This window comes from Marinicauda sp. Alg238-R41, assembly GCF_947331485.1.
GTDB lineage: Bacteria > Pseudomonadota > Alphaproteobacteria > Caulobacterales > Maricaulaceae > Marinicauda > Marinicauda pacifica.
Window position 1 is genome coordinate 287937 of the sequence record NZ_CAMZOJ010000003.1, and the last position, 24695, is coordinate 312631.

Consider the following 24695-nt stretch of genomic DNA (forward strand, 5'->3'; position numbering starts at 1 on the left):
GCAGGTTTCCTATGAAAGCAGTCGTGTGCGGCGCAGGCCGTGTGGGCTACGGAATCGCGCGCGAGCTGGCGCGCGAGGGCAATGCGGTCACGGTCGTTGACTGGTCGGCCGAACTGATCGACCGGGTCACCACCAATCTCGACGTGCGCGGCATTGTCGGCCACGGCAGCCATCCTGACGTGCTCAAGCGCGCCGGCGCAAAGGATGCCGACCTTCTTGTCGCGGTGACCTATTCCGACGAGACGAACATGATTGCGTGCCAGGTTGCGCATTCCTTGTTCGAAACCCCGACGCGCATCGCGCGGGTGAGGGCGCAAAGCTATCTCGACAAGCAATGGCGCGATCTGTTCTCCACCGGGAATCTGCCCATCGACGTGACCATCTCGCCCGAGCTGGAGGTGAGCCGGTCCATTCTGCAGCGCCTGGAAACGCCGGGGGCGTTTACCACCGCGCCGTTCGCCAACGGACGGGTCCAGGTGCTGGGGGTCCGCGTGGACGAGAATTCGCCGGTGGCCGGCAGTTCGCGCGACCAGCTGCTGGAGCTCTTTCCCGATCTGGCGATTGATGTGGTCGGAATCCTGCGTGACAAGACCTTGTTCGTGCCGCAGGGCAATGACCCGCTGATGGCCGAGGACGAGGTCTATCTGTCCGTGGCTGCGGGCCATGTCGGCCGAGCGCTCGATGTGTTCGGCCGGGCCGCGCCGCGCGCACGGCGTGTCGTGATCGTGGGGGCCGGCAATATCGGGCTCTATGTCGCTCAGGCGCTTGAACGCGTGTCGGGTGTCAAGGTCCGCCTGATCGAAGGCGACAAGACCCGCGCAGAAAATGCCGCAGATGCGCTGCGCCGCACGGTCGTACTTCACGGCGACGGGCTGGACCGGCAGGTCCTGAGAGAAGCCGGTGTGGAGGAGGCCGAGCTGGCCATCTGTCTGACCAATGACGACAAGGTGAATCTTCTCAGCGCGGTGATGGCCAAGCGCGAGGGGGCACAACGCACGCTTTCGCTCGTGAACGACGAAGCCTTCCGCCCGGTCAAGACGGCGCTCGGCATCGACGTTCTGATCGACCCGCGCACGGTGACGATCTCGACCATCCTCCAGCACATCCGGCGCGGCCGGATCACCGGCCTGCAGACGCTGGGGGGCGGTGAAGCCGAGGCGCTTGAAGGGGTTACGTTGTCGACCTCACCGTTGATCGGGAAGACGTTGAACGACCTGGAGCTTCCCGAAAACGTGGCCATCTGTGCTCTCGTGCGCGGTAACCAGGTGTTCTTCCAGCGCGACCCGGTCACCATACAGGAAAACGATCGCGTCATCTTCTTTGCCCTCAAGAGTGCGGTTTCCAAGGTGGAACAGCTCTTCCGGGTCAGCCTCGAATACTTCTAGACCGATATGGGGCTCTCTGCGCGCATGCTCCGGGCCCTCGGGTGGTGCTGGCTGATCGTCGGAGTGATGGCTGTGCCATTCGTGGTGATCGCCGCTGCCGAAGGCGCGGGAGCTGCCGCAAGAGGGTTTTCGGTCAGCGCTCTGATGGGGGTCTTCGCAGGAGGCGTGGCGCTTGCTGCAACCCGGTCGGCCACCGGGAAGGCTGGCCCGCCCGTGGCGCTTCGCATGGCGTTGTACGGTTGGCTGTCAACGCCTCTGTTTGCGGCGGCGCCGCTCGTGGCAGCTGCCGACGGCCTGATGCCCGGCCTGTTTGAATCCTATTCCGCACTGACGACAACAGGGGCGACGGTTCTCGACCCGGATACTCAGCCCCGGGCCATCCTGCTGTGGCGAGCCAGCCTTCAATGGATTGGCGGGTTCGCGACCCTTGTCCTGGCGGCGACGGTGTTTGCCGCCCTGGAGGCCAAGGATGCGAATCTACGCCGGTCGACGCTCCTTACAGTAACCCCGGACAATCTGTTCCTGAATTTCGGCCCGGCCGCGCGGCGGCTGGGCGGCGTCTACGGCCTGGTGACCGCTGTGGCGATCCTCTTGCTCAGTCTGACGAGCCTTGATGCCTTTGACGCGATCTGCCTGGCGTTTTCCGCCATCTCGACCGGCGGCATGACGCCGACAAGCGCGCCCCTCGGCTCATGGGTTCCGGTCCCGGCCCAGATCATCCTGGTCGTTACCTGTCTGATGGGCGCCTGGAATATCGCGCTTCAGTATGAGCTGCTGAGCCGCGGGCGCGCGGTGCGCCTGACCGGCGATTTGCGTGCCATGGTCTCGACATGCGCGGCGATCGGCCTGGGCGCCGCAGTCCTGTTTGGACCGTCGGCGGCCTACGAGGCGACCCTGGACGCGGTCTTTGCGCTAACGACGACAGGATTCGGTCTCAGCCCCGCACCGGTCCTGCCGACCGTTCTTCTGCTCAGCCTCGCCGTCATCGGCGGCTCGGCCCTGTCCACATCGGGAGGCATGAAGATCACCCGCGTGATCGTGCTTCTGCGCCGCGCTGCCGGTGAGCTTTCCGTGCTCGCCCACCCCTCGGCAGCGACGTATACGCGGTTTGCCGGACGGCATATTCCCGATTCCGCCCTGTTCAGCGTGTGGGTTGTCGCCCTTGTCTTTCCTGCCGCCATTGGTGCTTTCACGATCTTTCTGGGACTTGTCGGAGTGGACTTTCACGCGGCCTGGCAGATCGCGGCGGCGATGTTGTCCAATGCCGGGCCGGTCGCCGCTGTCGATTACGCGAATCTGCCGGCTGCCGGCCATGGGATCGCCATTCTTGCCATGATAACCGGGCGTCTGGAGATCCTGGCGGCGGCCGCCGCGGTCTTTGTCATTCTTGTGCGGGAGTAGGGCTGTGGCACGCATCGCCTACGTCAATGGCCGGTACCGGCCGATCACCGACGAAGCCATCGGCATTGAGGACCGCGGCTTCCAGTTCGGTGACGGGCTCTATGAAGTCTGGTCGGTTCGACGGGGCCGCTTTCTCGATCACGAGGAGCATAGCGCCCGCCTGGAACGATCTCTGCGCGAGCTTCAGATCGATCTGCCGGTCTCCCTGCCGGCGCTCGACGTGATCCTGCGCGAGGTCGTGCGGCGCAACCGATTCACCGACGGGCTGGTGTATCTGCAGGTGACGCGCGGCGTTTCGCGCCGCGATCATCCGTTTCCCGTCACGCCGGTTCGACCGACGCTGGTTGTGACCGCCCGCGGCCTGGACTTCACCACGATCGACCGGCGCGCCGCGGCGGGGATCGCCATCTTGACCCTGCCCGACGAACGCTGGAAACGGTGCGATATCAAGTCGGTCAACCTGCTTCCCAACGTTCTTGCCAAGCAGAAGGCGCGCGATGCCGGCGCGTTCGAGGCGTGGCTCGTCGACGAAGACGGATGCGTGACCGAAGGCTCGTCCACGACGGCCTGGATCCTCACGAAAGAGGGCACGCTCGTGACCCGTGCGACCGATAATCGCATTCTGTGGGGGGTGACCCGCAAAGCGGTGCGCGCGCTGGCCGAGCGGGAAGGCCTGCGAATCGAGGAACGCGGATTCACCGTCGAGGAAGCTCTGGAAGCGCGTGAAGCCTTCGTAACGTCGGCCAGCAGCTTCGTCATGCCGGTCACATCGATCGATGGACGCACAGTCGCGAATGGTGCGCCGGGCTCTGTTGCCATGCGGTTACGCGAGCTCTACATCGCCGCAGCAGATGGTGCAGCGCGGTAGGCAGACGTTTGTTCGCGGTTGCAGCGATGAGCAAGCCCGGCTACCAATTTTCAATATGAAACATGTCTCTGTAAAAGGGCTCGAGAGAAAGACCCATGTCTAACGATAAAAAACAAAATCTGCAGGATGTATTCCTGAACACCGTGCGCAAATCGAAGACGCCCCTGACCATTTTCCTGGTCAACGGGGTGAAGCTTCAGGGCGTGGTCACCTGGTTTGACAATTTCTGCGTCCTGCTGCGCCGCGAGGGTCAGATTCAGCTGGTTTACAAGCATGCCATCTCGACAATCATGCCCGGGCAACCCATCTCCTTGTTCGACGGTGAACAAGACGGAGACGAGACCACTTGATCCAACGCGAAGCGCCTGACGATACCGCCCTTGTCCTGCATCCCGATTTCGGGGGCAGCGATATCCTGCGGATCGAGGCTCGACTGGAAGAAGCGGCAGGCCTGGCCGAAGCGCTCGGCCTTCGTGTCGTGGACGTTCGCAGCGAACCTGTGCGCAAGCTTGAGCCCTCGACGCTGTTCGGGCGCGGAAAAGTGGAGACGCTGCGCGCGGAGATCGAAACGCGCGAGGCCAAGGTGGCGGTGCTCGATTGCGAGCTCTCGCCGGTGCAGCAGCGCAACCTTGAACGCGCGTGGAACGTGAAGGTCATCGACCGAACCGGTCTGATCCTGGAGATTTTCGCCGACCGCGCGCAGACGCGTGAGGGTCGGCTGCAGGTCGAACTGGCGCGTTTGAGCTATGAGCGTTCCCGCCTCGTGCGCACCTGGACCCACCTGGAGCGTCAGCGCGGTGGACGCGGCTTCCTGGCCGGCCCCGGTGAGACCCAGATCGAAACTGACCGCCGGTTGCTGGCTGAACGCATGGCCAAGCTGCGCCGCGAGCTGGAAGAGGTCAAACGCACGCGCGAGCTGCATCGCAAGCGCCGGCGGGCTGCGCCGTGGCCTACAGTCGCCCTTGTCGGTTACACCAATGCGGGAAAGTCGACACTGTTCAATCGTCTCGCCCGGGCCAAGGTCATGGCCAAGGACATGCCCTTCGCGACGCTGGACCCGACGATGCGCGCGATCCGCACGCCGGCCGGCCGAAAAGTGCTGCTGTCCGACACGGTGGGCTTCATCACCGACCTGCCGACAGAGCTCATTGCCGCGTTCCGCGCCACGCTGGAAGAGGTGCGCGAAGCCGATATCCTGATTCACGTTCGCGATGTGTCCGATCCGGATCACGAGGGGCGCAAAGCCGATGTGGAATCGGTTCTGAATGCGCTCGAGGCAGGGGCCGAGCACGGCCAGACCATCATCGAGGCCTGGAACAAGGCGGACCGGCTGGCCGAAGAGGATCGCGACGATCTGAAATGGCGTGCCCGTCTGCCCAAACGTCCCGGATCGCCGGACGTGGCGGTCACCTCGGCGATGACCGGCGAAGGAACGGACGCCCTTCTCGCTTTGCTGGATCTGGCGCTCGCAGCGGATGACGTGATGCTGCGATTGCGTCTGGATCCCGAGGAATCCGAGGCGATGGCCTGGTTGCACGAGCATGGCGAGGTCATCGAAGAACGCAGCGACCCAGAAACCGGGAAACTTTATGTCGTGGCCCGGCTGAACGAGCCAGATGCCGGGCGCTTCAGGGCCAGGTTCGGCGTGGCGGAGATCCGCAAGGAACGCGCCCCAGCCGGATGATCACCTAGGTTGAAGCCTTTTCTGCCGCCTTGGCTTCGATCCAGAGGGCTTCCATCGCGTCGAGCGACGCTTCTTCTATTCGATTGCCCTCTGCCTTCATCGTCTCCTCGATAAAGCGGAAGCGCCGATCAAACTTGGCATTCGTTCCGCGCAGGGCGGCTTCAGGCTCCACGCCCAACTTTCGTGCGAGGTTCGCGCATACGAAGAGCAGGTCACCGAGTTCCTCTGCAATATTCTCCTGGTCCCCGGCCGCAATGGCGGCCCGCAACTCGCGCGCTTCCTCCTCGAATTTCTCGAAAACACGTTCCGCGTCCGGCCAATCGAAGCCGACCCGGGCCGCGCGCTTCGTGAGCTTGCCCGCACGCTTGAGTGCAGGCAGGGCAACAGGAACGTCATCCAGCAAGGATTGCGAACGTCCCTTCTGGGTCCGCTCCCGCGCCTTCTGGTCTTCCCAGGCAACGGTCTGAGCGGCTGCGGTTCGGGACTCGTCTTCGGCAAAGACATGCGGGTGGCGCCGGATCATCTTGTCGGTGATCGCGCGGGCCACGTCATCGAAGACGAAATGGCCGCCTTCTTTCGCGATCTGACTGTGAAAGACGACCTGAAACAGAAGATCGCCGAGCTCATCGCGCAGATCTTCGATGTCTCCGCGATCGATCGCATCGGCGACCTCGTACGCTTCCTCGATCGTGTAGGGCGCGATCGATGCGAAATCCTGCTCAACGTCCCAGGGGCAGCCGAAATCACGATCTCGCAGGCTGCCCATCAAGGCCAGAAGGCGTTCAAGAGGCGGACGCGTTTCGTCCAGCGCAATGGCATGAGCAGAGGAGGGGGCAGTAGTGGTCATGAGCGACTCCTTTGGAGCGCTTAACTCGCACACCCGCTCAATCGATCAAAGCGACGGTGTGAAGATGACGGCTCGTCTCCACGCCCTACCTCGTAGAGACGTACATTTTATCGTTGCATAACAACGAAAACATCGCGTAAGGAGAAAAACGGGTACAATTTTGGCTTTCATTTATATCCCCAGGTTAATTCGCAGTAACTATAAGCGTTACGATTTTGGCAAGGGGTGACGGCCTAGACTGCCCTCAACTCAGGGAGGATTCCATGATCCGCGACCACATAAAGAATGCGCTGCTCGGGACCGTAGCCTCGACCGCTCTGGCTTCTGCTCTAGCAACCAGTGCAAATGCGGACACAGCGGAATTCACCCTTCAGGGCCACCACAGCGCTTCATCGGGCAGCGAGGCTGGTCCGATCCTTCCGCGTTACGGTGACATCGACCCCTTTTACGGGGACATCAACCCGTTCTGGGGTGACATCAATCCTTTCTACGGCGATATCGGCCCATTCTGGGGCGATATCGATCCGTTCTGGGGCGATATCAATCCGTTCTACGGTGATATCGATGCTTTCTGGGGCGATATTGATGCCTTCTACGGCGATATCGATCCCTTTTACGGCGACATTGACGCCTTCTGGGGCGATATCGGCGCCTTCTGGGGCGATATCGGTCCATTCTGGGGTGATATCGACGCTTTCTGGGGTGATATCGATCCGTTCGACACCGAAGCGTATTCGACTCTCACCGGCGATCTGAATGAATTGTTCAACCGCGCCGAGACCGTTTTCGGGCCTGCGATTGAGGGCGAAACAGGTCGGTCCTTCCAGGAGGGCTTCCTGAACGATCTCACCGCGGAATACGGGATCAATATGAGCGACCCCGCCTCGCTGGCCTCTGTCACGGCCCAGCAGCGCGCGGCCTTCTTCCTGGCGTTCCATGACGGCCTGATGAATTTCTCGGGTCGCGATCACGTCGATCACTGGATGGGCGCCATCAACTGGTCGCCGGCCATGGCGCGGGAAGCGAGCACACGCTTCCCGGTGGTCGTGGGTATCGTCGACTTCTCTTTGCCATCGCGCATTGACGGGCTGATTGGTGGCGGGAACGGGAATGACTATCTCGATTTCAATCACGGTGCGGCTGTGGCTGATCTGATCAGCGCGCGCCACGATGGCGAAGGTCTGATGGGCGTTGCTCCGTCTGTGAGACTGCGCTTGGAAAACCCGTTCGACGAAACCTTGTCGACCAATTGGGATGACGTTCGCAGCAGCGTGCGCCGATTGAGCTACCACTCCGCAATCATCAATGCGTCGCTTGGGATGCCGGGCTGGACCTTCCATGAAGGCTGGTCGGATGTCCTGTCGGACTGGTATATCCGCCATTCCGCTCCTCATACGCTTTACGTCTTTGCCGCGGGCAATGACGGGATCACACAGGACCTGGATGTCGACTGGAGCGCGGTGCGCAATGTCGAGAATCTCCTGATCGTGGGGTCGATCAACCCCGGCGGCGAGATCTCCAGCTTTTCCAACCGCCCGGGTGATGCCTGCTTCACGGTTCGCGGTGCGTGCCACGAGGGTTCGCGCCTGATGGACCGCTTCCTGGTCGCGCCTGGTGAGCTGATTCTGGTTCCCGACGGGGAGGGCGGATATGTGCGCATGTCCGGCACTTCGTTCGCGGCACCGCTGGTGACCGGCGCGGCGGCTCTGGTGAAGAGTGAGTGGCTCTGGTTGTCGCCCGGGCGCATCGCGGATGTGATCCTGGAAACGGCGACCGATCTTGGCGCACCCGGTGTCGATCCGGTCTATGGCCGTGGCTTGCTGAATGTCCAGGCGGCCCTGTCACCAATTGATCAGAACGCGCTGTATGCTCTCGATTGGCGCGGACGGCGCATTCCTGCCGGCGAACTCGGCTTCCTGCGCGGCCGCATCAAAGACCACGGCGAAGTCACGGTGTTCGAGGACTTCGGCGATACGTTCCGCGATTTCAGTTTCACGTTGGAAGAGCTGGGTGTCGGCCAGGACGCCCTATCGGGCAGCGCCCAGATCACCGCTCAGAGCTATTCGATCGACCGCGCCATCAATGCGTCGGGGACGAATTTCAACGACACCCAGGCGATCACGCGCCGGATCCAGACCCGCAATGGACTGACCGTCACATCCTTCGCGTCCCAGGCCGACATGGGCCAGGTCCTTGGTGATGGCGACCTGCCGTTCCAGGCGGGGATGGAGGTTAGCAACAGCGAATCCGGCGTCACCATCCGCTTCGGCATGGGTGAGGGCGCTCTCGCATTGAGCGATCAAAGCGGCTTCGGGCTCGCGTCCGACTATCGCCCGGATAGCGGGGGTGTGAATCCCATGCTCGGCTATGCGTCGGGCGGTGTCTATGCGATGGCCGGCTTCGCGCTGAGCCCCGACACGCGGCTGTCGATTGTCGCCACATCTACGCGTGACGAGTACGAGTTCACCAATCCGCTGACCGGGGAGCGCTCCGCCATATTCGAGACGCTTGATGCGTACTCGGCGTCTGCGGTCTCGCTCGATCTCTCCCATGCGGTCAATTCCCGTTTCGGCATCCAGGCTGCTTACACACACCTTGCAGAAGACCAGGCGCTGCTCGGCGGACAGGGGCTGGGTGCGCTTGCCTTCGATGGCGGGTCACGGACCGATGCCCTGACGGTCGGTGCGAACGTTGCGATCAGCGCCAGGTCGAGTGTGAGTGTCTCGGCGACGGCCGGGATTACCGGGGCAAGCGAGTTTGGAGCCTCGGCTCTGGCCTTGCCGGACTCCGTGTCCTCGACAGCCTTCCAGATCTCGTTCCAGCACAATGGCGTGTTCACTGCACGCGACGGCATCCGGGCGAGCTTCATCCAGCCGCTGCACGTGGAGAACGGTTCGCTAGAATATAGCGGCCTTGTCGTGACCGATCGCGACACCGGTACGCTGGGTCTGCGCACGCAGCAATGGTCGCTGGGCGGGGAACGTCCGCTGGCCGCGGAAGTCCTTTATGCCATTGAATTGGTGCAGGACCGTGTCGAGCTGAATGCGTTTGGCCGGACCGAGGCGCCAGGCGCGCGGTTTGCAGATGGCGATACAAGCTGGGCCGGCGGGTTCCGGTTGGGAGTGAATTTCTAAAGCTCAGCCTGACTTAGAACAGTTCCCAAACTCAAGAACGGCGCCTGCGCAATATCCGCAGGCGCCGTTTCTGTATCGGAGTTTTGAGAACATTAAGGGGTCCGGTGTAAATGTGGCTTGGTAACAAGCCTGTCTGGAGGAGACACAGTTGGCCAGACGATTCATAGCGGCGATCCTGCTCGGCGGCGCGCTGGTAACGTCTGCGGCCGGCGAAGCTCAAACGACGGATTATGAGTCCGCGATCGAATCTGCACGCAGCGACATGATGGGCAACCCTGGGCAAGCCCTTGAAACTGCGCAGATTGCGGCTCAGTTGGCAGAGGAAGGGGACGCGCCTGGAGAAATAGATGCCAGGAGGGCGACCGCTCTTTGGCTGCAGGCCGAAGCTCTTACTCGCCTGGGGCGCTCCAGTGAGGCGGGCATCCTGGTAGAGTCAGCGATTGAACTCCTTCACGGCACAGCTGCCACTAGCAAGCTGTACGCCGACCTGCTGGTCGCGCAGGGGCGGATCGCAAAAGACCTTGGAGACTTCCAGACCGCCTTGATCAGCTTTCAGGAAGCGTACGAGATCTATCTCGAAATCGGGGAAATGAGGGCGCAGTCCATCGTTCTTCAATCGATTGGCTCGATCCATAGCAGCGGAAAGCAATACGAAACGGCGGTAAGATACTTCTCAGATGCGTCCGAGCGCTTCGAGGATCCGGCGCTAGAGCTGGCCGCTTCGAACAATCAGGCGAATGCGTATCGCCAGATGGGTCGCTATGATGACGCGTTGAGTGCGTTTGAGCGTGCACTGGAACTCGCGCGATCCATGGAAAGCCGGATGCTCCAGGCCAGAATCCTGAATAATCTGGCAGCGCTTCATGCCGAGTTTGGCTATCTGGATGCCGCTGACGATGCCATCGGCCAGGCATTTGCCCTCTACGAGGGTGAAGAGCTTGGCGAATGGGCGCGGTTCCTGCATGGGGTGAGGGCGCAGGTCTCTTTCGGTCGCGGCAATCTGGACGCCGCACGCGAGCACATAGAGCAGACGTTCGACGGCGTTGCGCTGAACGAGACCACCCCGGCCTTCACCGATTTTCACGAGACTGCGGCTCAGATCTACGAGGCGCTCGGTGCGTTTGAGACCGCGAACGATCATTTGCGAGCGTTCAAGCGTCTGGACGACGACGCGCGCGACATTGCCGCCAGCGTAAATACCGCGTTGCTCGCAGCCCAGTTCGAATTTGCCGAAAATGAGCTGCAGATCGAGCAGCTTCGGGGCGAAAGTCTCGAACATGACCTTGCACTCACACAGGCACGCGCACGCACGCGGGTGGCCATTGCGGCCAGCGTGACAAGCGCAGTTCTGCTCCTCCTGATCCTTGGTGCGTTGCGTTACCGCGCCTCACGCCAGCGCCAGCGTTTCCTTGCCGAAGCGCTATATGTCGATGCGGCTACGGGCCTTCCGTCCCGCAATGCGCTGGAACGGCGGTTCGAGAAAGCGGTGGAAGAGGATCGCGAGGTCGCGCTGATCATGTTGAGCATCGACCGGACGATGCGACTGGCAGGGGCCTTGGGCGGCGCCAATTTCACCAAGTTGAGTTCGGACCTTGCCAAACGCCTCAAGGAAGATCCTGCCGTTGAATTTCTCGCCATCATGTCGCCCGGCGTGCTCGGGGTGATGATTGACTATGCGCCTCAGGACTCCTTGCTGGATGAAGACCTGATGGAAGTGGTGGCCAAGCGCTTGCTCGAACGGATCAAGGCTCCGTTCGAGGTGGACGAGATCGAGATCGATCTGACAGCCACTGCCGGCGCTGTTCTCTACACCGGACCCGACAGCTTCAAACAGGGCTTCGTGGCCATTCAGCAAGCCCAGGACAGCCACAGTAATTTCGCGTTGTATGACGGTCAGCGCTTCGGTGATCCCGCAACCAATCTGGCGCTGATGAGCCGCATGATGAAGGCGATCAAAGCTGGCGGGATGGAGCTTCACTACCAGCCGAAGCTGAACTTGCGGACCGGCCGCTTCGAAGCGGCCGAAGCCCTGGCGCGCTGGACCGATCCCGAGCAGGGTCCGATCCCGCCGACCGCATTCATTCCACTTGCCGAAGAGACCGGACGCATTCGCGAACTCACAGAATGGGCCTTGGAGCGCGTGGCGCGAGATCAACTCGCCCTGCAAAAAGCAGGGCACACCGTGACCTTGTCGGTCAACATTTCTGGTGCCTTGCTATGCGACCCGGAATTCGCGTCCCACGCCGGTCGGATCGCCGCCCAGGCCCCGGGGCAGCTGATCTTCGAGGTCACCGAAACCTCCCTGGTCCAGGATACCAAGAGGGCTGCTCAGACGATGAATCAGTGGGCCCGCGCGGGAGTCCAGATGTCGATTGACGACTATGGGGTGGGGCACTCTTCACTGGCCTACCTCAAGAGCTTGCCCGCCCATGAGCTAAAGCTCGACCGTGCCTTCATCACTGACTTCGAGACATCTCAGCGAGACCGGCTGGTCGTCCGCTCCACGATCGACATGGCCCACAATCTGGGCCTGCAGACAACGATTGAAGGCGTCGAGAACGCCGACATTCTGCCTGCGCTCCAGGCAATGTCTGCAGACTGGGCGCAAGGCTTCGCGCTCGCCAGACCGATGCGACTGCTCGAACTCGTGGCGCTCTTCCAGCGTCAGGCCGAAGACGGCCCGACGCTCGTGAAGGGGGCCGCCAGCAGATCCTGACGGCACGGTCACAGCCGGCGATCGGTCAGCGTGAGCCCTGAAGTGGTCAGCGTGAGCCCTGAAGTCTTCCTCGGCACCGATGAACCAATGATCTGACCGTGTCGCGAGGCGAGGACACGGGTGACAGCACGCCTCAAGCCGCGTCGATCGTCACCAAAATCGCGCAAAGGCGGAACTTTCGCGGAATGGTGCGGGCAAAAGATTCAGCTCTAACAAGCTGATCCGCGAGCACCTAGCTAGATCACTGGTGCGCGGTCATTTCATCAAAAATGGTGCGTCCCGTCCGGACTGCAAAATATCTGTGATCTGACTCTTGGTTCTTGTTTTTCAGAGTGCTCGGCCGCGCTGTGAAGCGCTAGCGCTTCGCGGCGTGGATGAGCGCAACCGCCGTAGGCGGAAAACGGTTCAGTAAAAATCTTTGGGGTCCGGCAAAGTCCCGATTGCGGTCATTTCGCGACTGACATGTCCCCCATCTTTTATCCAGCGGAAGCGAGAGTCCGAGGGTGATTTGGTTGACCTCTTCAGTGTGGCGCTCGACCTTTTTAAGGCTCTTGTGCTTGGTCTCAGCTTTGATCATGAAGGTTCTGGCTCCAGCTGGCGAGCCTGGAGAGCCCCTTGTAAAAGGGGTTGGCCGTGCGGAAGATCATGGGGCCACGATCTTCATCGACCGCGCTTCCGGCAGCGCCGCCGCGTGCTTCAGTACCAGCTGGGCGATACGATCTGCACCCAGACGGTCGACCCCGTCGTCCGGAGGCTCGCCGCCCCAATCGCACAGAACGGCGAAAACACGCCTCATGCCCCTGGCGGCGTCTTCAGGCTTTGGCCAGGCCTCCTGCGAGCCGTAGAGTTTACACTGGATGATCGCCGCCGTTCGTCCGTCGGCGCCCACTGCCATCCCGTCCACGCCTCCGTCGCCGGGGCCGCCTGTGTGCATCCAGACCTCCTCGGGATTTTCGAGCTGCATCAGATTGACCATCAGATGTTCGAAGGCGCTCGCTGTAAGCGTATCGGCAATGCGCTTCTTTATCTCGCCAAGGTCCGCGGTCGGCGAGCGCATGACCGCTCGACCAGGCGCTGCCAGCAGACGGTTGAGCGCGTCGTGGGCCGTTTCCGTTTCATCGAACGGGTGGTGATGGAGCCGGCCATAGGTCGAGCGGCCGAAGAGGGAGCGGCGGATCCAGCCCGGGAGCGCCGCGAGCGGGACGCTGATCCAGGTTTCCACGGGCCAGCCTTGCGCGACATCGGCGGCGTGTTGATTGCCTGGCTCGTCGAGATAGGCCCCCTGCGCCTCGCGGAGAGCCATGTAAGTTTTTAGCCATGGTGGATCGTTCTCGATCTTAAACGGGCCCGCGATCCGGGCCAAATGCGCGAGACCGGACTCCGGGCGCGGAACCACCACGATTGATCCGGGCGTCACCTCGGCGACCAGATTGCGATTGCCGCTGAACTGGCGGATGTGGGCGCGGCCTGAAATCTGCTCAGCCCATTCCTCGTCACCGCACGCAGGGCTGACCAGGCATTGCGCCAGATTGTCCGCATCGTAATGGGCGCCGTGACGCACCATCGGATACCCGATGAAGACCCGCTGTTGATCGCGAAAAATCGGCCAGGCGTCAGCCTGTTGCGGCTTGGCGCGGCAGTAGAAGGCGATAGGTTCGTTCATGGCGTACAAACTCGCCCTTTTATATTGTGATCCCTTTGCGCTATAGGCGAGCGGCGCACAGGGCCGCTCCAGGGAGTAGCGGCCAGTCCGCCCCGCAGGATTGGACCGCCACCTGGTACGGCAGCCCCGACCGGGATTTGCAGACCTTGCAAGTTGCGCAGGCTCGGTTCTCGAATTGCGCAAACCGCCGGACGCGCTGATTATATTGACCGCCGTTTTTGATAACTGGGCCGATAAGGTGAGCGCCTCCCAGCCATTTCTCCAGCACGGAATAGGCATGATCGTTCTTTTGCGAGCCGTGGTGCGGCGCGCTCACGAGGATCGGTCGGGCTGGATTGAAGTTGGCAGGTGTACTGAAGTCCACAGTCGGACGCGTCTCGCCATGCGCCAGCCTAGAGTCGCCGGTGAATAACACGCCAGGTTCGCTCAGGCTTTCAGGCCGCCAGAACACCAACGACTCCACATTTTGCGGCGTGAGCTTCAGACTGATGGTCGTGAACATTGCGAAACTCTGAAACGGCTCCGGGCGTGGAGGCCGTTTCAGCTCACAGGCGTTCAAGGGCACGATGATGTCGGGCAACCCTCCGGTCGCACACTCGCCGCGTTCGACCCACTGATTGAAATCGAACCAGCGGATCGGGATGCGGTTCCGGACCGCACATTCGGCGATTTCCTTAATAATCTTGGCTGTCTCGATCGCTTCCAGCGCAAGGCGGTAGGCTCTGCCTCTTGCCCGGTCACTGAGCCAGGGGCGGCGCATCCACGGCAGATAAGGCGGGATTGCATCGCGGGACGGGTAAGGTTCAGGCTCGAACGAGTCGATGCTCTCGCGGTCAACCCCAAGCGCTTCACCCAGACGATCCTCCGGCGAGGGGGCCTCGCGTTGAATACTCTCTGGTCGATCCGCAAGCACCTCCTCCAGCGCTTCCCGCTCAAATTCTGGAAGGTCATCGGAATCACGCGTGAATTCTCGAAACACCACTCGAACAGCATCCGCTTCGCTGAGCTCGGGATCGATTTCCTCTAAAAGCACAGAAAGCTTTTCGGCCCCTACGATAGTCCGTTCGAAGTGCCGCGCCGGGTTGAACAGCAGGTCAGGCATGTGCTCAGCCCATCGGCCGGGCAGCCAGAATTCGCCGATAGTCCCACCGGCCTGCGTCCAGTAATCGGCGAAATCGCGATAGCCGTTGGCGTGATCGGCATCGCAGTGAGTACAGATCGCCACATCGATGCGCCCGAAGCCGTTGGTGGTTCGCGCAATCGCGTCCGAGAGAGGATGGGCGCGTCCGGACCCTTTCTTGTGTCCGGAATCCACGAGCACGGTGAAGGGGCGCCGATTCGTTTCCGTCTGAAGCAGAAACGCTTCGCCGCTTGGCAGTTCTAGTGCTGTGAATGTGCTGGCCATCTGCGCTCCTAACGTCCGCGCCGGGTCAGCGTAGCTAATCGATTCTGGACTGTCTTCTGAAGCTCAGCGAGGCCTTCCGCGTTTGGGAGGTAATGAGCGTATCGGTGCGCTCCGACATCGAACGGGACGTGGTCTTTGTTCTGGGTGATTGGGATGACAGGACGCCCCAGCGTATGCGCGATTCCGGCCTCGTAAAAGACGTTCGGATTGCGATTGGTGAAATCGCAAATCACCACGGCGGACCGATAGATCAGGCCGAACACATCCTGAATGATCTCGCTCTCCTCCCAAACCTGATTGGCGTTCAGGCATTGGAGGCCAATCTCTTCGCACGCCTGCTGGAGCGCCTGGAAGACCGGCTCGAATTCTGCCGAGAACGGCATCATAACAGCAACGATCGAAGCGTCCCTTCTCAGATCTGTCAGCCGGAATACCTTCGGGGTGATTTCATAAGGCGCTTCGGGCGCCGCCTGCGGGAACAGGGTCCCGTCTATCGCGGACAATTGCCCCGGATCGAGGATCCCCGCTTCCTGAAGCGCTTCGCCGAGGTCGACATCTTTCAGTGCCCAATGGGTGCGGTTCATCTCCCACGCACCAATGTCCAGATCCCAAGCCAAGGCTTCGATCTGCTCAGGGGAAACCTTAGGCAGGTCAAGCAACTCGTATTTGATCTGAACGCTGTCTGGGCGCACTCGAATGCGCTCAATTCTACCGATTTTGGCAGGAGTGCTTGAGGCTTTCTCGTGAGCAAACAGGGCAGGATACTGAGTAAGCTCCTCAATCGCCTCATCTCCTAACGGCAGAAGGCGTTCTCGCAGTCGATCGGATGTGGAGGTAAGTACTCGCTCCTGCCCAACGATCCAAGGCTCACCATTCCATGCTTTAGGATCGTATGCGACAAACAAATTAAACATCTAAACCTCAAACACATTCATAACCTCGTCGCCCAGATGATTGATCACCTTCACCGCGATGCGGCCTGACTTCGGGCGCGGGAAGGGGCGCGAGGTCGTTGAATATAGCGTTTCCCGGGCGGCTTCGTCGATTTCGGCGCGCAGGGTGGTTTTCAGGGATTTGTAGGGGCGCCGGCACCAAGGAAATAGGCGCGGTGCTCGCTGAAGCTTTCCTCGCCATAGGAAACGTCGACGCCGTGAATGGTGATCTGGAGCTGATCGCCGTTCACTTCGGAAAGTTCGATATCGGGTTCGCCGAACACCACGAAGAGATTGCCTGAGCCGGTGGTATTCAGCGCGCCGGCCATGCGCAGGTCGGGGTTCATGTGCGCTTTCAGGATCGTCAGGCGGCCGAGCTTTTCCACCTCGCCGACGTGGGCGTCGAAATTGAAGGCGCAGGTGATTGGGATATCGAAACCGCCTTCAAGCGCCTCGTGCACGGCCGCCATCAGGTCGGCGCGCGCCATGTTGCCGTATTCCGGGCCGATCAAGACCACAGCCCGGTGGATGGTCTCTTCAATCCCGAAAGCGGACCTCGGCGATTGATCCCGTCGCAACACGAACTCCCATTTCAATTGCGGGACCAAATCGATCTCAGGCCAGCAACTCAGGTGCGGAAATTGGCGGAGCGGGACGATAGGTCGGCCTGCCGTATTACACGAATTGCCGCATGTCTTTCCCTCCTCTGACGAGCAGCAGGCGGAAACATTTGCGATTTATTATCTCGCCATAAGTTCGGAACCGCTCAGGCCATGACTCGCAATCTGCAGTAAATTTTTGACCCGCGGCGGTCTTGACCGAGCAAGAGCCGGTACAGGGTGCTGCCAGACAAATACGGAGTGGTCTCGAAGGACCGGGTTTGCCCGCAACTCAAGCCACGAGTTGGCGCCATTCGGCCAGGGCATGGGCACGGTTTTCCTTGAAGTCGGATCGACGATAGACTTGGCGTTCAAGATTGAAGTGATTGTGGACTGAAGACTGGATGGCGGCAAACTTTTGGAGACTGCGGGCCGACCTGAACCGGTTCATCACTTTCTCTCGTCGTCGCAGCGGCTGATGCGAGTTTTCGACCCGATTGTTGAGCCACCTCCCGGTTTCTTGTCGACGAACAATTCCCAGTCCACGCAACGCCGCTTTGTACGATGGCAACTTGTCGGTGACGATCGCTTCGGGACCGCCATAACGCTTCATCGCCTTGCGCAGAAAGTTCAACGCTGCCTTGCGATTTCGCGTCTTCGTGACATACGCCTCCAGCACTTCACCTTCGTGATCGACGGCGCGCCATAGATAGTGCGTCTCACCGTGATCTTCACGAAAACCTCGTCGAGATGCCAAGTCCAGTTCGAATAACTTCCGTTCGACACACGACGTTTTCTGATCGATTTGGCGAATAACGGCCCAAACCGGTTCCACCAAAACCGCACTGTCTCATGGGTGATGTCGATGCCGCGCTCGTGCAGCAGATCCTCCACATTCCGCAAGGACAGCGGAAAGCGCATATGCATCATCACCGCGAAGCGAATGATCTCAAGCGAAGTCTTGAAATAATTGAATGGGTTACGCATGCTCTGAAGCTATGAAGCCGCTGGTCCAGCCTCAAGGCTGAGTTCCTCTGACACTGCCCGCCAAACACCCCCTACTCTGGCGGATGCGCGCGACTAGCAACTGGCCCATGTCTATCCGGTTCGCGTGTTCAAAATTGCCAGAATTCACTCGATAACTACAGGATCACTGACGAAATTCGGGAGACGCTGAAACAGACCTTGATCCTACAGCCACTAGAGACACTACCGTTGAGATCCAGTCCAATGGAGAAAACGCCCGAACCGAAATTTTGAGGCTCGGGTAGTGGCCACAAGCGCACGAGGAAACTATGCCCTACACTCACAATCGCGTATTCGAAAACGCTAATATGGCTGAGATTGAGGAGCGCACGCGACGTTCACTAGCTGAGGCCGGTTTTGGTGTCCTTACGGAAATTGACGTGAAAGCCACGATGAAGGCGAAAATCGATGTTGATCTTCAAGCGTATCGCATCCTCGGAGCGTGCAACCCCACAATGGCGCATAGAGCCATAGAGCTTGAACCTCGGATTGGAGCGATGCTGCCATGCAACGTAATCCTGCGGGAGGTGGAAAACGGCATCGAGGTAAGCGCTATCGACCCTGTAGCGTCGATGCTCGCGATTGAGAATGACGACCTCACGCGTTTGGCCGCTGAAGTTCGTGATTTGCTGGTTCGAGCAATTGATAAACTGTGATTAACTGAGTGCCATTTGCCTGTCTGCTGAGGCAATTTAGAAGGTCGAGGTCCGCGTTTGTCTGATCTGTTTTATGTGAAATTTAAGACCTACTTTCTAGTGCGCATTAAACGGCACTGGGCAGCGCGGTCTCCACTGTTCCGAAAAATTCTCGCGAGGTTGCGAGAAGTGGGCATAGCCAAAATAAGCGTGATATCGACCCTCGTCGGATTTGAATTAATCATAAAACAGGTGCTTGAAAGCAGGCTAATTACTTGGGGCGGTGCGGCCTCGGTTTTCCCAGGTGTTCAGCTTTCTTTGAGTCACAATCGAGGAGTGAGCTTCGGATTGTTCGAAAGCGATCATTGGCTGATGCCCTACGGCCTTGCCGGCATAGCATTAGTTCTGGTTGTAGCCGCCGTGGTTTGGACCGCACGGCAAAAATCGAAACTCGTTAATCTCGCCGGTACTCTGCTTGCGGTGGGCGGATTGGCCAATGCGATCGATAGGCTCGGAGACGGCGCCGTGACGGACTATTTGGAAATTGGGTGGCAGGCGATTCGTTGGCCCACATTCAACTTGGCGGACGTTTTCATTTTCATTGCCGTCGCACTGTTACTCGTCGGCTGGAGAAAGGGCGTTCAAGATTTGGACGGCCACCCGCAATAGTCGACTATTGCCCGTTTGGCGCCTTGGGTTTGTGTTCAAATGAACATTTTGAATGGTCGAAGAGGCTTGTGACGATTTCACAAGAGCCGACCTTGCCACCTGCGCAGCCGTCGATCATGCGCATAAGTTCACCTTCGAGCACACGAAGCTGTTCGATGCGTTTTTGCGTTTCAATTAGGTGATGCCGCGCAAGTTCGTCCGCCTTGGTACAATCTGTGCCAGGGTTTTCCTGAAGATCGATCAGATCTCGAATGGCTTCGACGGTAAAACCCAGATCACGCGCATGTCGGATAAAGCCGAGCAGGTCCACCGAGGCTTGCCCGTAGACGCGCCGTCCGCTTTCAACCCGCCTCGGTTCTGGCATTAGGCCGACGCTCTCGTAATACCGGATCGTCGTCACTTTGACGCCTGACGTTTCTGCCGCTTGGCCGATAGTGAATTCTTTTTGCATTTTTCTCTTGCTTCTATAGTCGCTGTAGAAATTAGACTCCATCTTAAACGTAGGAGTCAAGAAAATGAGTTGTTGCCCAAGCGACCAAAAATTCGATGGATCATCGGTCGCGTACAGACGCGCCCTGTGGGCCGTCATTTTTATCAATCTTTTGATGTTCGTCGTCGAAATCTCGGCAGGCTTCGCTTCAGGTTCGCAATCGCTCAAAGCCGATGCCTTGGACTTCGCCGGGGATACGATGACCTACACAATCAGTCTTCTGGTCATTGGCTCCGCCCTTGCGGTTCGAGCCAAAGCCGCTCTCTTCAAAGGTGGCCTTTTGTTCGCGATCGCGATTGCCGTGCTGAGCATGACACTGCTCCGCGCATTCTCTGGCGAGCCGCCAGTCGCAGAGACCATGGGCATTGTCGGGTTCGCGGCACTACTCGCCAACGCTATCAGCGTGCTGATCCTTCTCAAATGGAGAGACGGTGACGCAAACGTTCGTTCGGTCTGGCTTTGCTCGCGCAATGACGCCATCGGCAATGTCGGCGTCATGATCGCCGGTGGCCTCGTCGCCCTGACAGGGTCGGCTTGGCCGGACCTCATTCTCGCGTTCGTGCTCGCCGGCATTTTCACCCGCTCGGCATGGTCCATCTGCTCGCAAGCTCTCGCAGAGCTTCGTGACCACACAGCCCTCGCCAACACTGGAGAAGCGTAATGTCACCCCTGCTCGTTGGCGTCGTTGCTTACATTCTCCTAACGGCCGCCTTGTCGATCCCGTTCATGCTTCGTGCGCGGTTTGAGTTTCGACAGCAGGGCAAATGGTCACCGATGACGGCGATCATTTCCGGGCTCATCATGCACGGGCATTTCCTCGCCACGATCGCTCTCGCGTGGCTCGATCGTGGCAGTTTGTTCGCGCCGAACCTGATCTCGTTAATGGTAGGGGGAGGGCTCGTCCTCGGTGGCGCCTACGTCATTTTCCTTGGGCGCTACGCCTACGGATCGCAACAGCGTGTTTACGGCTTGCTCGAAGATGAGCTGATCCAACACGGCATCTATAAGCGTACACGCAATCCACAATATGTCGGCTACAGCGGCATGTTTCTCGGTGCTGCGATCGCGGCCGGATCCGGTCTCGCTATGCTATCCGCACTGGCCTTCGTGGCGATCATCCACGTGTTCATCACCTGGGTCGAAGAACCGCACATGCGTCGGACCTTCGGTGATGCGTTTGATCAGTATTCGTCGCAAGTTGGGAGATACGTCAACCTATTTCAAAGAAACACGAAGAGAGCAAAATCGCGAGGCTAGAAGCGCTTAACACCTCGTCACACCTTCAACTCACCAAGATCGGATCGACGTGACCAAATCAGACAAAACAAGCGATAAGGATTACACTCCGGCTCTCGGCAATACCATCCTTACGCCGCTATACGATTGTGCGATTTCTTTGTTGACGCGTGAGCAGGTGTGGCGGTCGCGGGTCGTATCTGCCGTAGCCCCCACCTCTAACGACAGAATACTCGATGTCGGATGCGGGACCGGTACGCTCGCGATCAATCTCGCCCTTGCAGCGGACCGCTCCGTATCGATTCATGGCTTGGACCCAGACCCGAATGTACTCATGCGGGCGGAAGGAAAATCGCTTGCGAGCGGAGTGCGAGTTCAGTGGCATGAGGGCTTCTTGGATCGGGAATTTTTGGGCACGCAGGCGCCGTTCAATACAGTCCTTTCATCCCTCGTTTTGCACCAAACACCCCTTTCAGAGAAGCGGCGAATTCTATGTCTCGCCAACGAAGCATTGGTGGAACGTGGACGCTTGGTTGTAGCGGACTACGGCTTGCAGGAGACCGCCACAATGCGCTTCCTCTTCCGTCAGACTGTCCAGCGGATCGATGGTGTTATCGACACCCAGCCGAACGCGGATGGGATACTGCCGGAACTCATCGAGGAGGCGGGCTTCTTGATACAGTATCCATTGTTTGTTCTGCCCACATTGACCGGTTCCATTTCTGTTATCGTTGCCTCCAAAATCTAACCAATGTTCTCTCTTGGGTAGCACTGAGCCATCATCGCTTGCAGAAGGATCGCGGTCGTTCAGGCCTCTAGAAAAATCATCACCTTTCAGTCGGTCTCTATGGGCAAGTCCTTTCGCTCGATCACTCAACTCCGCACCGATAAACCGTTAGTGGCGAGCGATGGTGAGGGAGCGGCGGCGTGTGTGTGACACATACCCGATCGGATCAATGTCATAGTTCTCAGAAACAGCTTGCTTCTACAGCCGCTATAGGAAATAAATCTACCGTAGTTCACTCTGGACGAGCCCATTCTCGCGCACCCAATTGGGCGTTGGATAACTGAGTAGAGGCAAAATCATAGCGGCATTGACCAAAATACTCCTGCCTATCGGCCTAGCGCTAAAACTCGCAGCCTCCTTTCTGTTGGCCTGCGCGTTTCTGATAGCGCCCATAGCCGATGCGCAGTTATGTGACGACAAGTTCGCTATCGCTTGCGTAATTGGCCAAGAGCCGAACAGCGCCGAGCAGCAGGACGAAGGTCGGGGAGAACACGAAGACCGTGCGAAAAATTGCGGTCCCTGTCACGCGTTCAAAACGCGACAAGTATCATACGAGGCAGGTTTGGCACCGAGTGGCGCGCCCTCAGTTAGACCGCAGCCAGTCGACAATTTGCGATCTCGACCGATCGGCAGTCTCTATCGTCCCCCTCGAGCCTGATCCTTAGCAGAACATCGGTCCGCACTTGCGGGCACGCTTTAGCTGTATCCGCTTGAGGAACATACAACATGTCATTTTTTCTAAAGGGCGCTACCGCAGCCCTGGCGCTCGCCGCATTGACCGAAGGCGCGCTGGCCTCACCTTGCGATGGACGGATTGGCGGTTCGCCACAAATTTCGTCGGGAAGGCCCCTAACACTTTCCACCGTACTTTCAGAAGTTCGCCATGCCTCGCCTGCTGTTCGCGCGGCTGGATTGGAGGCCCGCGCCCTTGGTGCAGAGGCGGACCAAGCTGGGCGGCGGCTCAACCCGACCCTATCGCTCGAACTGGAGAATTTTGCGGGCAGCAACGCGTTGTCGGGTTTTGATCAAACCGAATCAACATTCGCATTAGAACAAACGCTTCGTCTTGGAGGGAAGCGAGCGCTCGAGGAACGAGCTGCGCGGGCTCGCCAGGCGCTCGCCAGCGCGGAATGCGCGGTTATCCTGAGGGAGACTGAACTAGAGGCCGCGATCGTCTTTGCTGAGTTGGTGGCAGCCGTCCAATTACGAAACCTTGCAGAAGAAAGTGCGGATCTCGCGGATGAACTGGTGAGCATTGTTGCGCGCCGAGTTGATGCGGGCGCTGCGGCACCACCGGAGCTCTCGCGGGCGCGGGCGGACGCGACCGCTTTGCGCGCGTCTGTCGAAACGGCGCAGGCAGGTATTGATCGCCGCAGATACGCGCTTGCTCTCTTGTGGGGCAGTGCCGAGCCCACATTCTCAGCACCGATGGGAGTGAGCTTTAATTCCACCATCGCGGAAGTCGAAGCAGACGTGACACACCCTGCGCTAAATGCAGCAGATGCAGCCGTTCGTGTCCGACAGGCCGAAACCAGCTTTGCCCGAAGCGCCATCATCCCAGACATAAGCGTATCGGCAGGAATCCGGCGGTTTGAAGAGACCGGCGATGAGGCTTTCGTCGCGGGTGTTAGCCTCCCGCTCCCAATCTTCGATCGCGGGCGGGATGCTGCGCGAGCGTCGGCGATCCGGAGCGATGCCGCCACACTCAATCGAGCAGTTGCCGAACAACGTTTGTTAGCCCAGCAACGGGCTGCAGCTGCGGCTCAACGCACGGCACAAAGCCGATTGCAAATCCTAAAACACGATACGCTGCCCGCGGCGACGGAGGCCTACGAGGCGGCCTCGCGTGGCTATCAGATTGGTCGTTTCGATCTCACCGCCACCCTAAATGCCCGCGCGGCCTTGTTGAGCGCCCAACTCGCTGTGATTGATGCAGAGTTTGCCTTGCAGAGCGAAGAGCTGCGTCTGCGAGCTCTGATTGGGGCAGCCCCCTTTGATGGAGATATCCGATGATTGGTAAACCGCATCTATTCGCGGTCATCGCCGCTACTTTGGCCATTACCGCTTGTGGCAATGGTGGGGACCGAGACTCGGATCGTTCCTCCGCAACGGAAGTGGATCACGATGATGGCGAACAATCTGCCCAAGTTGAGCTAAGCCGGGAGGTGGCGTCAGAGGCTGGCATTGTGACCGCGCGCGCGACACGTACTCCCCTGAGACAGTTTCTCTCGCTCCCGGCCGAGTTGAGGTTTGATGCAGATCGCGTTGCCGCCGTCTCACCGCAAGTGAGCGGGCGGATCATCCAAATCACAGCAACCGAAGGCGATCTCGTCTCTCCCAATGAAACGCTGGCAATCCTCTCCAGCCGTGAACTCGCCGACCTGAAGGCTGAGTTTCTGACAGCCGCCACTTCCGAAAATCTTGCCCAGCAAGCCCTGGCACGTGAGGAAACGCTTTTTGCAGAGCGAATTACACCCGAGGCCGACCTGCAGGCTGCCCGCGCTGCGCTCATCGCGGCCAGCGCCGCACGCGAAGGCGTTGAGAACAAGCTCATTGCTGTGAGCGTTCCTCGCAGTGAGCTCGCATCTCTCGGCGACGCGCCCGACCTAACGCTCGCCCAGGCCCGCCTTCGGGCTCCAATCGGCGGTGTGGTTGCGCGCCGAACAGCAATCCTTGGCGCAGCAGTATCGGCAGAAGACGCTAGCGCCCCAGCTCTCTTCACCATTGTTGATGACAGCGTCCTATGGGCTGACATAGCGGTCTACACGCAGGACGCAGCAATCGTTGGAGCCGGCATGGCCGTCGTCCTTCGGTCTGAAACGGGGGCTCAGTTAGCAGAAGGTGTGATTTCGACCGTTTTGCCGACGATAGACGAAACCTCGCGCATGGCGACAGCCCGCATGATTGTGGACAATTCTGACCGGCGGATGCGCCCCGGTCAGTTCGCAACGGCTGAGATTGCAACCGGGGCCCACGAGAGCCGCCTCCAAGTGCCATCGGCGGCCATCGTTGAAGTTGCGGGTCGAACGAGCCTGTTCGTTCCAACTGATGACGGATTTGCGCCGCGGACCGTGGAGCCGGGAACTGAATCCGGCAACCAGACCGTGATCCTGTCTGGCCTCGATGAAGGAGAGTTCTACGTGTCAGAGGGTGCATTCACGCTCAAAGCACATCTCGAAAGAGACTCCTTCGGTGATGATGACGACTAGGAAGTTAGA

At 59.7% G+C, this 24695-nt stretch carries 19 protein-coding genes and 2 pseudogenes; 14 read left to right on the plus strand and 7 right to left on the minus strand.

Annotated elements, in window-relative coordinates; all coding sequences use genetic code 11:
- The first annotated feature begins 11 nt into the window (after positions 1-11).
- The 5 genes from trkA to hflX all read left to right on the plus strand — a co-directional run bounded on the left by trkA (position 12) and on the right by hflX (position 5338).
- The gene (gene trkA / locus PGP17_RS13355) at positions 12-1385 is read left to right on the plus strand and encodes a Trk system potassium transporter TrkA (RefSeq protein WP_135943689.1); all 1374 of its coding nucleotides are present in this window, start codon (positions 12-14) and stop codon (positions 1383-1385) included.
- Positions 1386-1451: 66 nt separating this feature from the next.
- On the plus strand, positions 1452-2786 hold the full coding sequence (locus tag PGP17_RS13360) for a TrkH family potassium uptake protein (RefSeq protein ID WP_270375842.1): 1335 nt from the start codon (positions 1452-1454) through the stop codon (positions 2784-2786).
- A 4-nt stretch (positions 2787-2790) separates the two neighbouring features.
- Positions 2791-3654 (plus strand): D-amino-acid transaminase, encoded by an 864-nt coding sequence (locus tag PGP17_RS13365; protein WP_270375843.1) that lies wholly within the window; start codon positions 2791-2793, stop codon positions 3652-3654.
- Between the two features lie 95 nt (positions 3655-3749).
- Positions 3750-4004 (plus strand): RNA chaperone Hfq, encoded by a 255-nt coding sequence (gene hfq, locus PGP17_RS13370; RefSeq protein WP_135943692.1) that lies wholly within the window; start codon positions 3750-3752, stop codon positions 4002-4004.
- Positions 4001-5338 carry a GTPase HflX gene (hflX, locus tag PGP17_RS13375; protein ID WP_270375845.1) on the plus strand — a complete coding sequence of 446 codons (1338 nt, stop codon included), beginning with the start codon at positions 4001-4003 and terminating at the stop codon, positions 5336-5338. The genes hfq and hflX overlap by 4 nt, the downstream gene beginning before the upstream one ends.
- Before the next feature lie 4 nt (positions 5339-5342).
- Here hflX and mazG read toward each other — a convergent pair whose 3' ends face one another.
- Positions 5343-6185, minus strand: coding sequence for a nucleoside triphosphate pyrophosphohydrolase (mazG, locus tag PGP17_RS13380; RefSeq protein WP_270375846.1), 843 nt, complete (start codon positions 6183-6185; stop codon positions 5343-5345).
- 263 nt (positions 6186-6448) lie between these two features.
- On the opposite strand from mazG, the gene PGP17_RS13385 reads away from it, so the two are divergent.
- Both PGP17_RS13385 and PGP17_RS13390 read left to right on the plus strand, forming a co-directional pair.
- Positions 6449-9319, plus strand: coding sequence for a S8 family peptidase (locus PGP17_RS13385; RefSeq protein WP_270375847.1), 2871 nt, complete (start codon positions 6449-6451; stop codon positions 9317-9319).
- Positions 9320-9467: 148 nt separating this feature from the next.
- On the plus strand, positions 9468-12035 hold the full coding sequence (locus PGP17_RS13390) for an EAL domain-containing protein (protein ID WP_270375849.1): 2568 nt from the start codon (positions 9468-9470) through the stop codon (positions 12033-12035).
- A 643-nt stretch (positions 12036-12678) separates the two neighbouring features.
- Here PGP17_RS13390 and PGP17_RS13395 read toward each other — a convergent pair.
- From PGP17_RS13395 to PGP17_RS13415, 5 genes and pseudogenes are all read right to left on the minus strand, one after another.
- Entirely contained in the window at positions 12679-13698 is a 1020-nt protein-coding gene (locus PGP17_RS13395) for a restriction endonuclease (protein ID WP_270375851.1), read from the minus strand.
- Between the two features lie 40 nt (positions 13699-13738).
- Positions 13739-15103 carry a hypothetical protein gene (locus tag PGP17_RS13400; protein ID WP_270375852.1) on the minus strand — a complete coding sequence of 455 codons (1365 nt, stop codon included), beginning with the start codon at positions 15101-15103 and terminating at the stop codon, positions 13739-13741.
- An 8-nt stretch (positions 15104-15111) separates the two neighbouring features.
- Positions 15112-16017 carry a hypothetical protein gene (locus tag PGP17_RS13405; RefSeq protein WP_270375853.1) on the minus strand — a complete coding sequence of 302 codons (906 nt, stop codon included), beginning with the start codon at positions 16015-16017 and terminating at the stop codon, positions 15112-15114.
- Positions 16018-16559: pseudogene (locus PGP17_RS13410) on the minus strand (hypothetical protein); the annotation flags it as partial.
- 367 nt (positions 16560-16926) lie between these two features.
- Positions 16927-17621, minus strand: a pseudogene (locus tag PGP17_RS13415) (IS6 family transposase).
- Between the two features lie 308 nt (positions 17622-17929).
- On the opposite strand from PGP17_RS13415, the gene PGP17_RS13420 reads away from it, so the two are divergent.
- Positions 17930-18316, plus strand: a complete 387-nt coding sequence (locus tag PGP17_RS13420; RefSeq protein ID WP_107713815.1) for a DUF302 domain-containing protein — start codon at positions 17930-17932, stop codon at positions 18314-18316.
- A 57-nt stretch (positions 18317-18373) separates the two neighbouring features.
- Entirely contained in the window at positions 18374-18964 is a 591-nt protein-coding gene (gene lspA / locus PGP17_RS13425) for a signal peptidase II (protein ID WP_107713816.1), read from the plus strand.
- Between the two features lie 4 nt (positions 18965-18968).
- Here lspA and PGP17_RS13430 read toward each other — a convergent pair whose 3' ends face one another.
- Positions 18969-19415, minus strand: coding sequence for a MerR family transcriptional regulator (locus PGP17_RS13430; RefSeq protein ID WP_107713817.1), 447 nt, complete (start codon positions 19413-19415; stop codon positions 18969-18971).
- A 64-nt stretch (positions 19416-19479) separates the two neighbouring features.
- Between PGP17_RS13430 and PGP17_RS13435 the strand changes: the two genes are divergently transcribed.
- The 5 genes from PGP17_RS13435 (at position 19480) to PGP17_RS13455 (ending at position 24686) form a co-directional block, all read left to right on the plus strand.
- Positions 19480-20115: a cation transporter gene (locus tag PGP17_RS13435; RefSeq protein ID WP_107713818.1), complete on the plus strand. Its 636-nt coding sequence runs from the start codon at positions 19480-19482 to the stop codon at positions 20113-20115.
- Positions 20115-20711, plus strand: coding sequence for a PEMT/PEM2 family methyltransferase (locus PGP17_RS13440; RefSeq protein WP_270375856.1), 597 nt, complete (start codon positions 20115-20117; stop codon positions 20709-20711). Before PGP17_RS13435 ends, PGP17_RS13440 begins: the two co-directional genes overlap by 1 nt.
- A gap of 49 nt (positions 20712-20760) precedes the next feature.
- Positions 20761-21438, plus strand: coding sequence for a class I SAM-dependent methyltransferase (locus PGP17_RS13445; protein ID WP_270375857.1), 678 nt, complete (start codon positions 20761-20763; stop codon positions 21436-21438).
- 765 nt (positions 21439-22203) lie between these two features.
- Positions 22204-23490 carry a TolC family protein gene (locus PGP17_RS13450; protein WP_270375858.1) on the plus strand — a complete coding sequence of 429 codons (1287 nt, stop codon included), beginning with the start codon at positions 22204-22206 and terminating at the stop codon, positions 23488-23490.
- On the plus strand, positions 23487-24686 hold the full coding sequence (locus PGP17_RS13455) for an efflux RND transporter periplasmic adaptor subunit (protein ID WP_270375859.1): 1200 nt from the start codon (positions 23487-23489) through the stop codon (positions 24684-24686). Before PGP17_RS13450 ends, PGP17_RS13455 begins: the two co-directional genes overlap by 4 nt.
- Positions 24687-24695 lie beyond the last annotated feature (9 nt).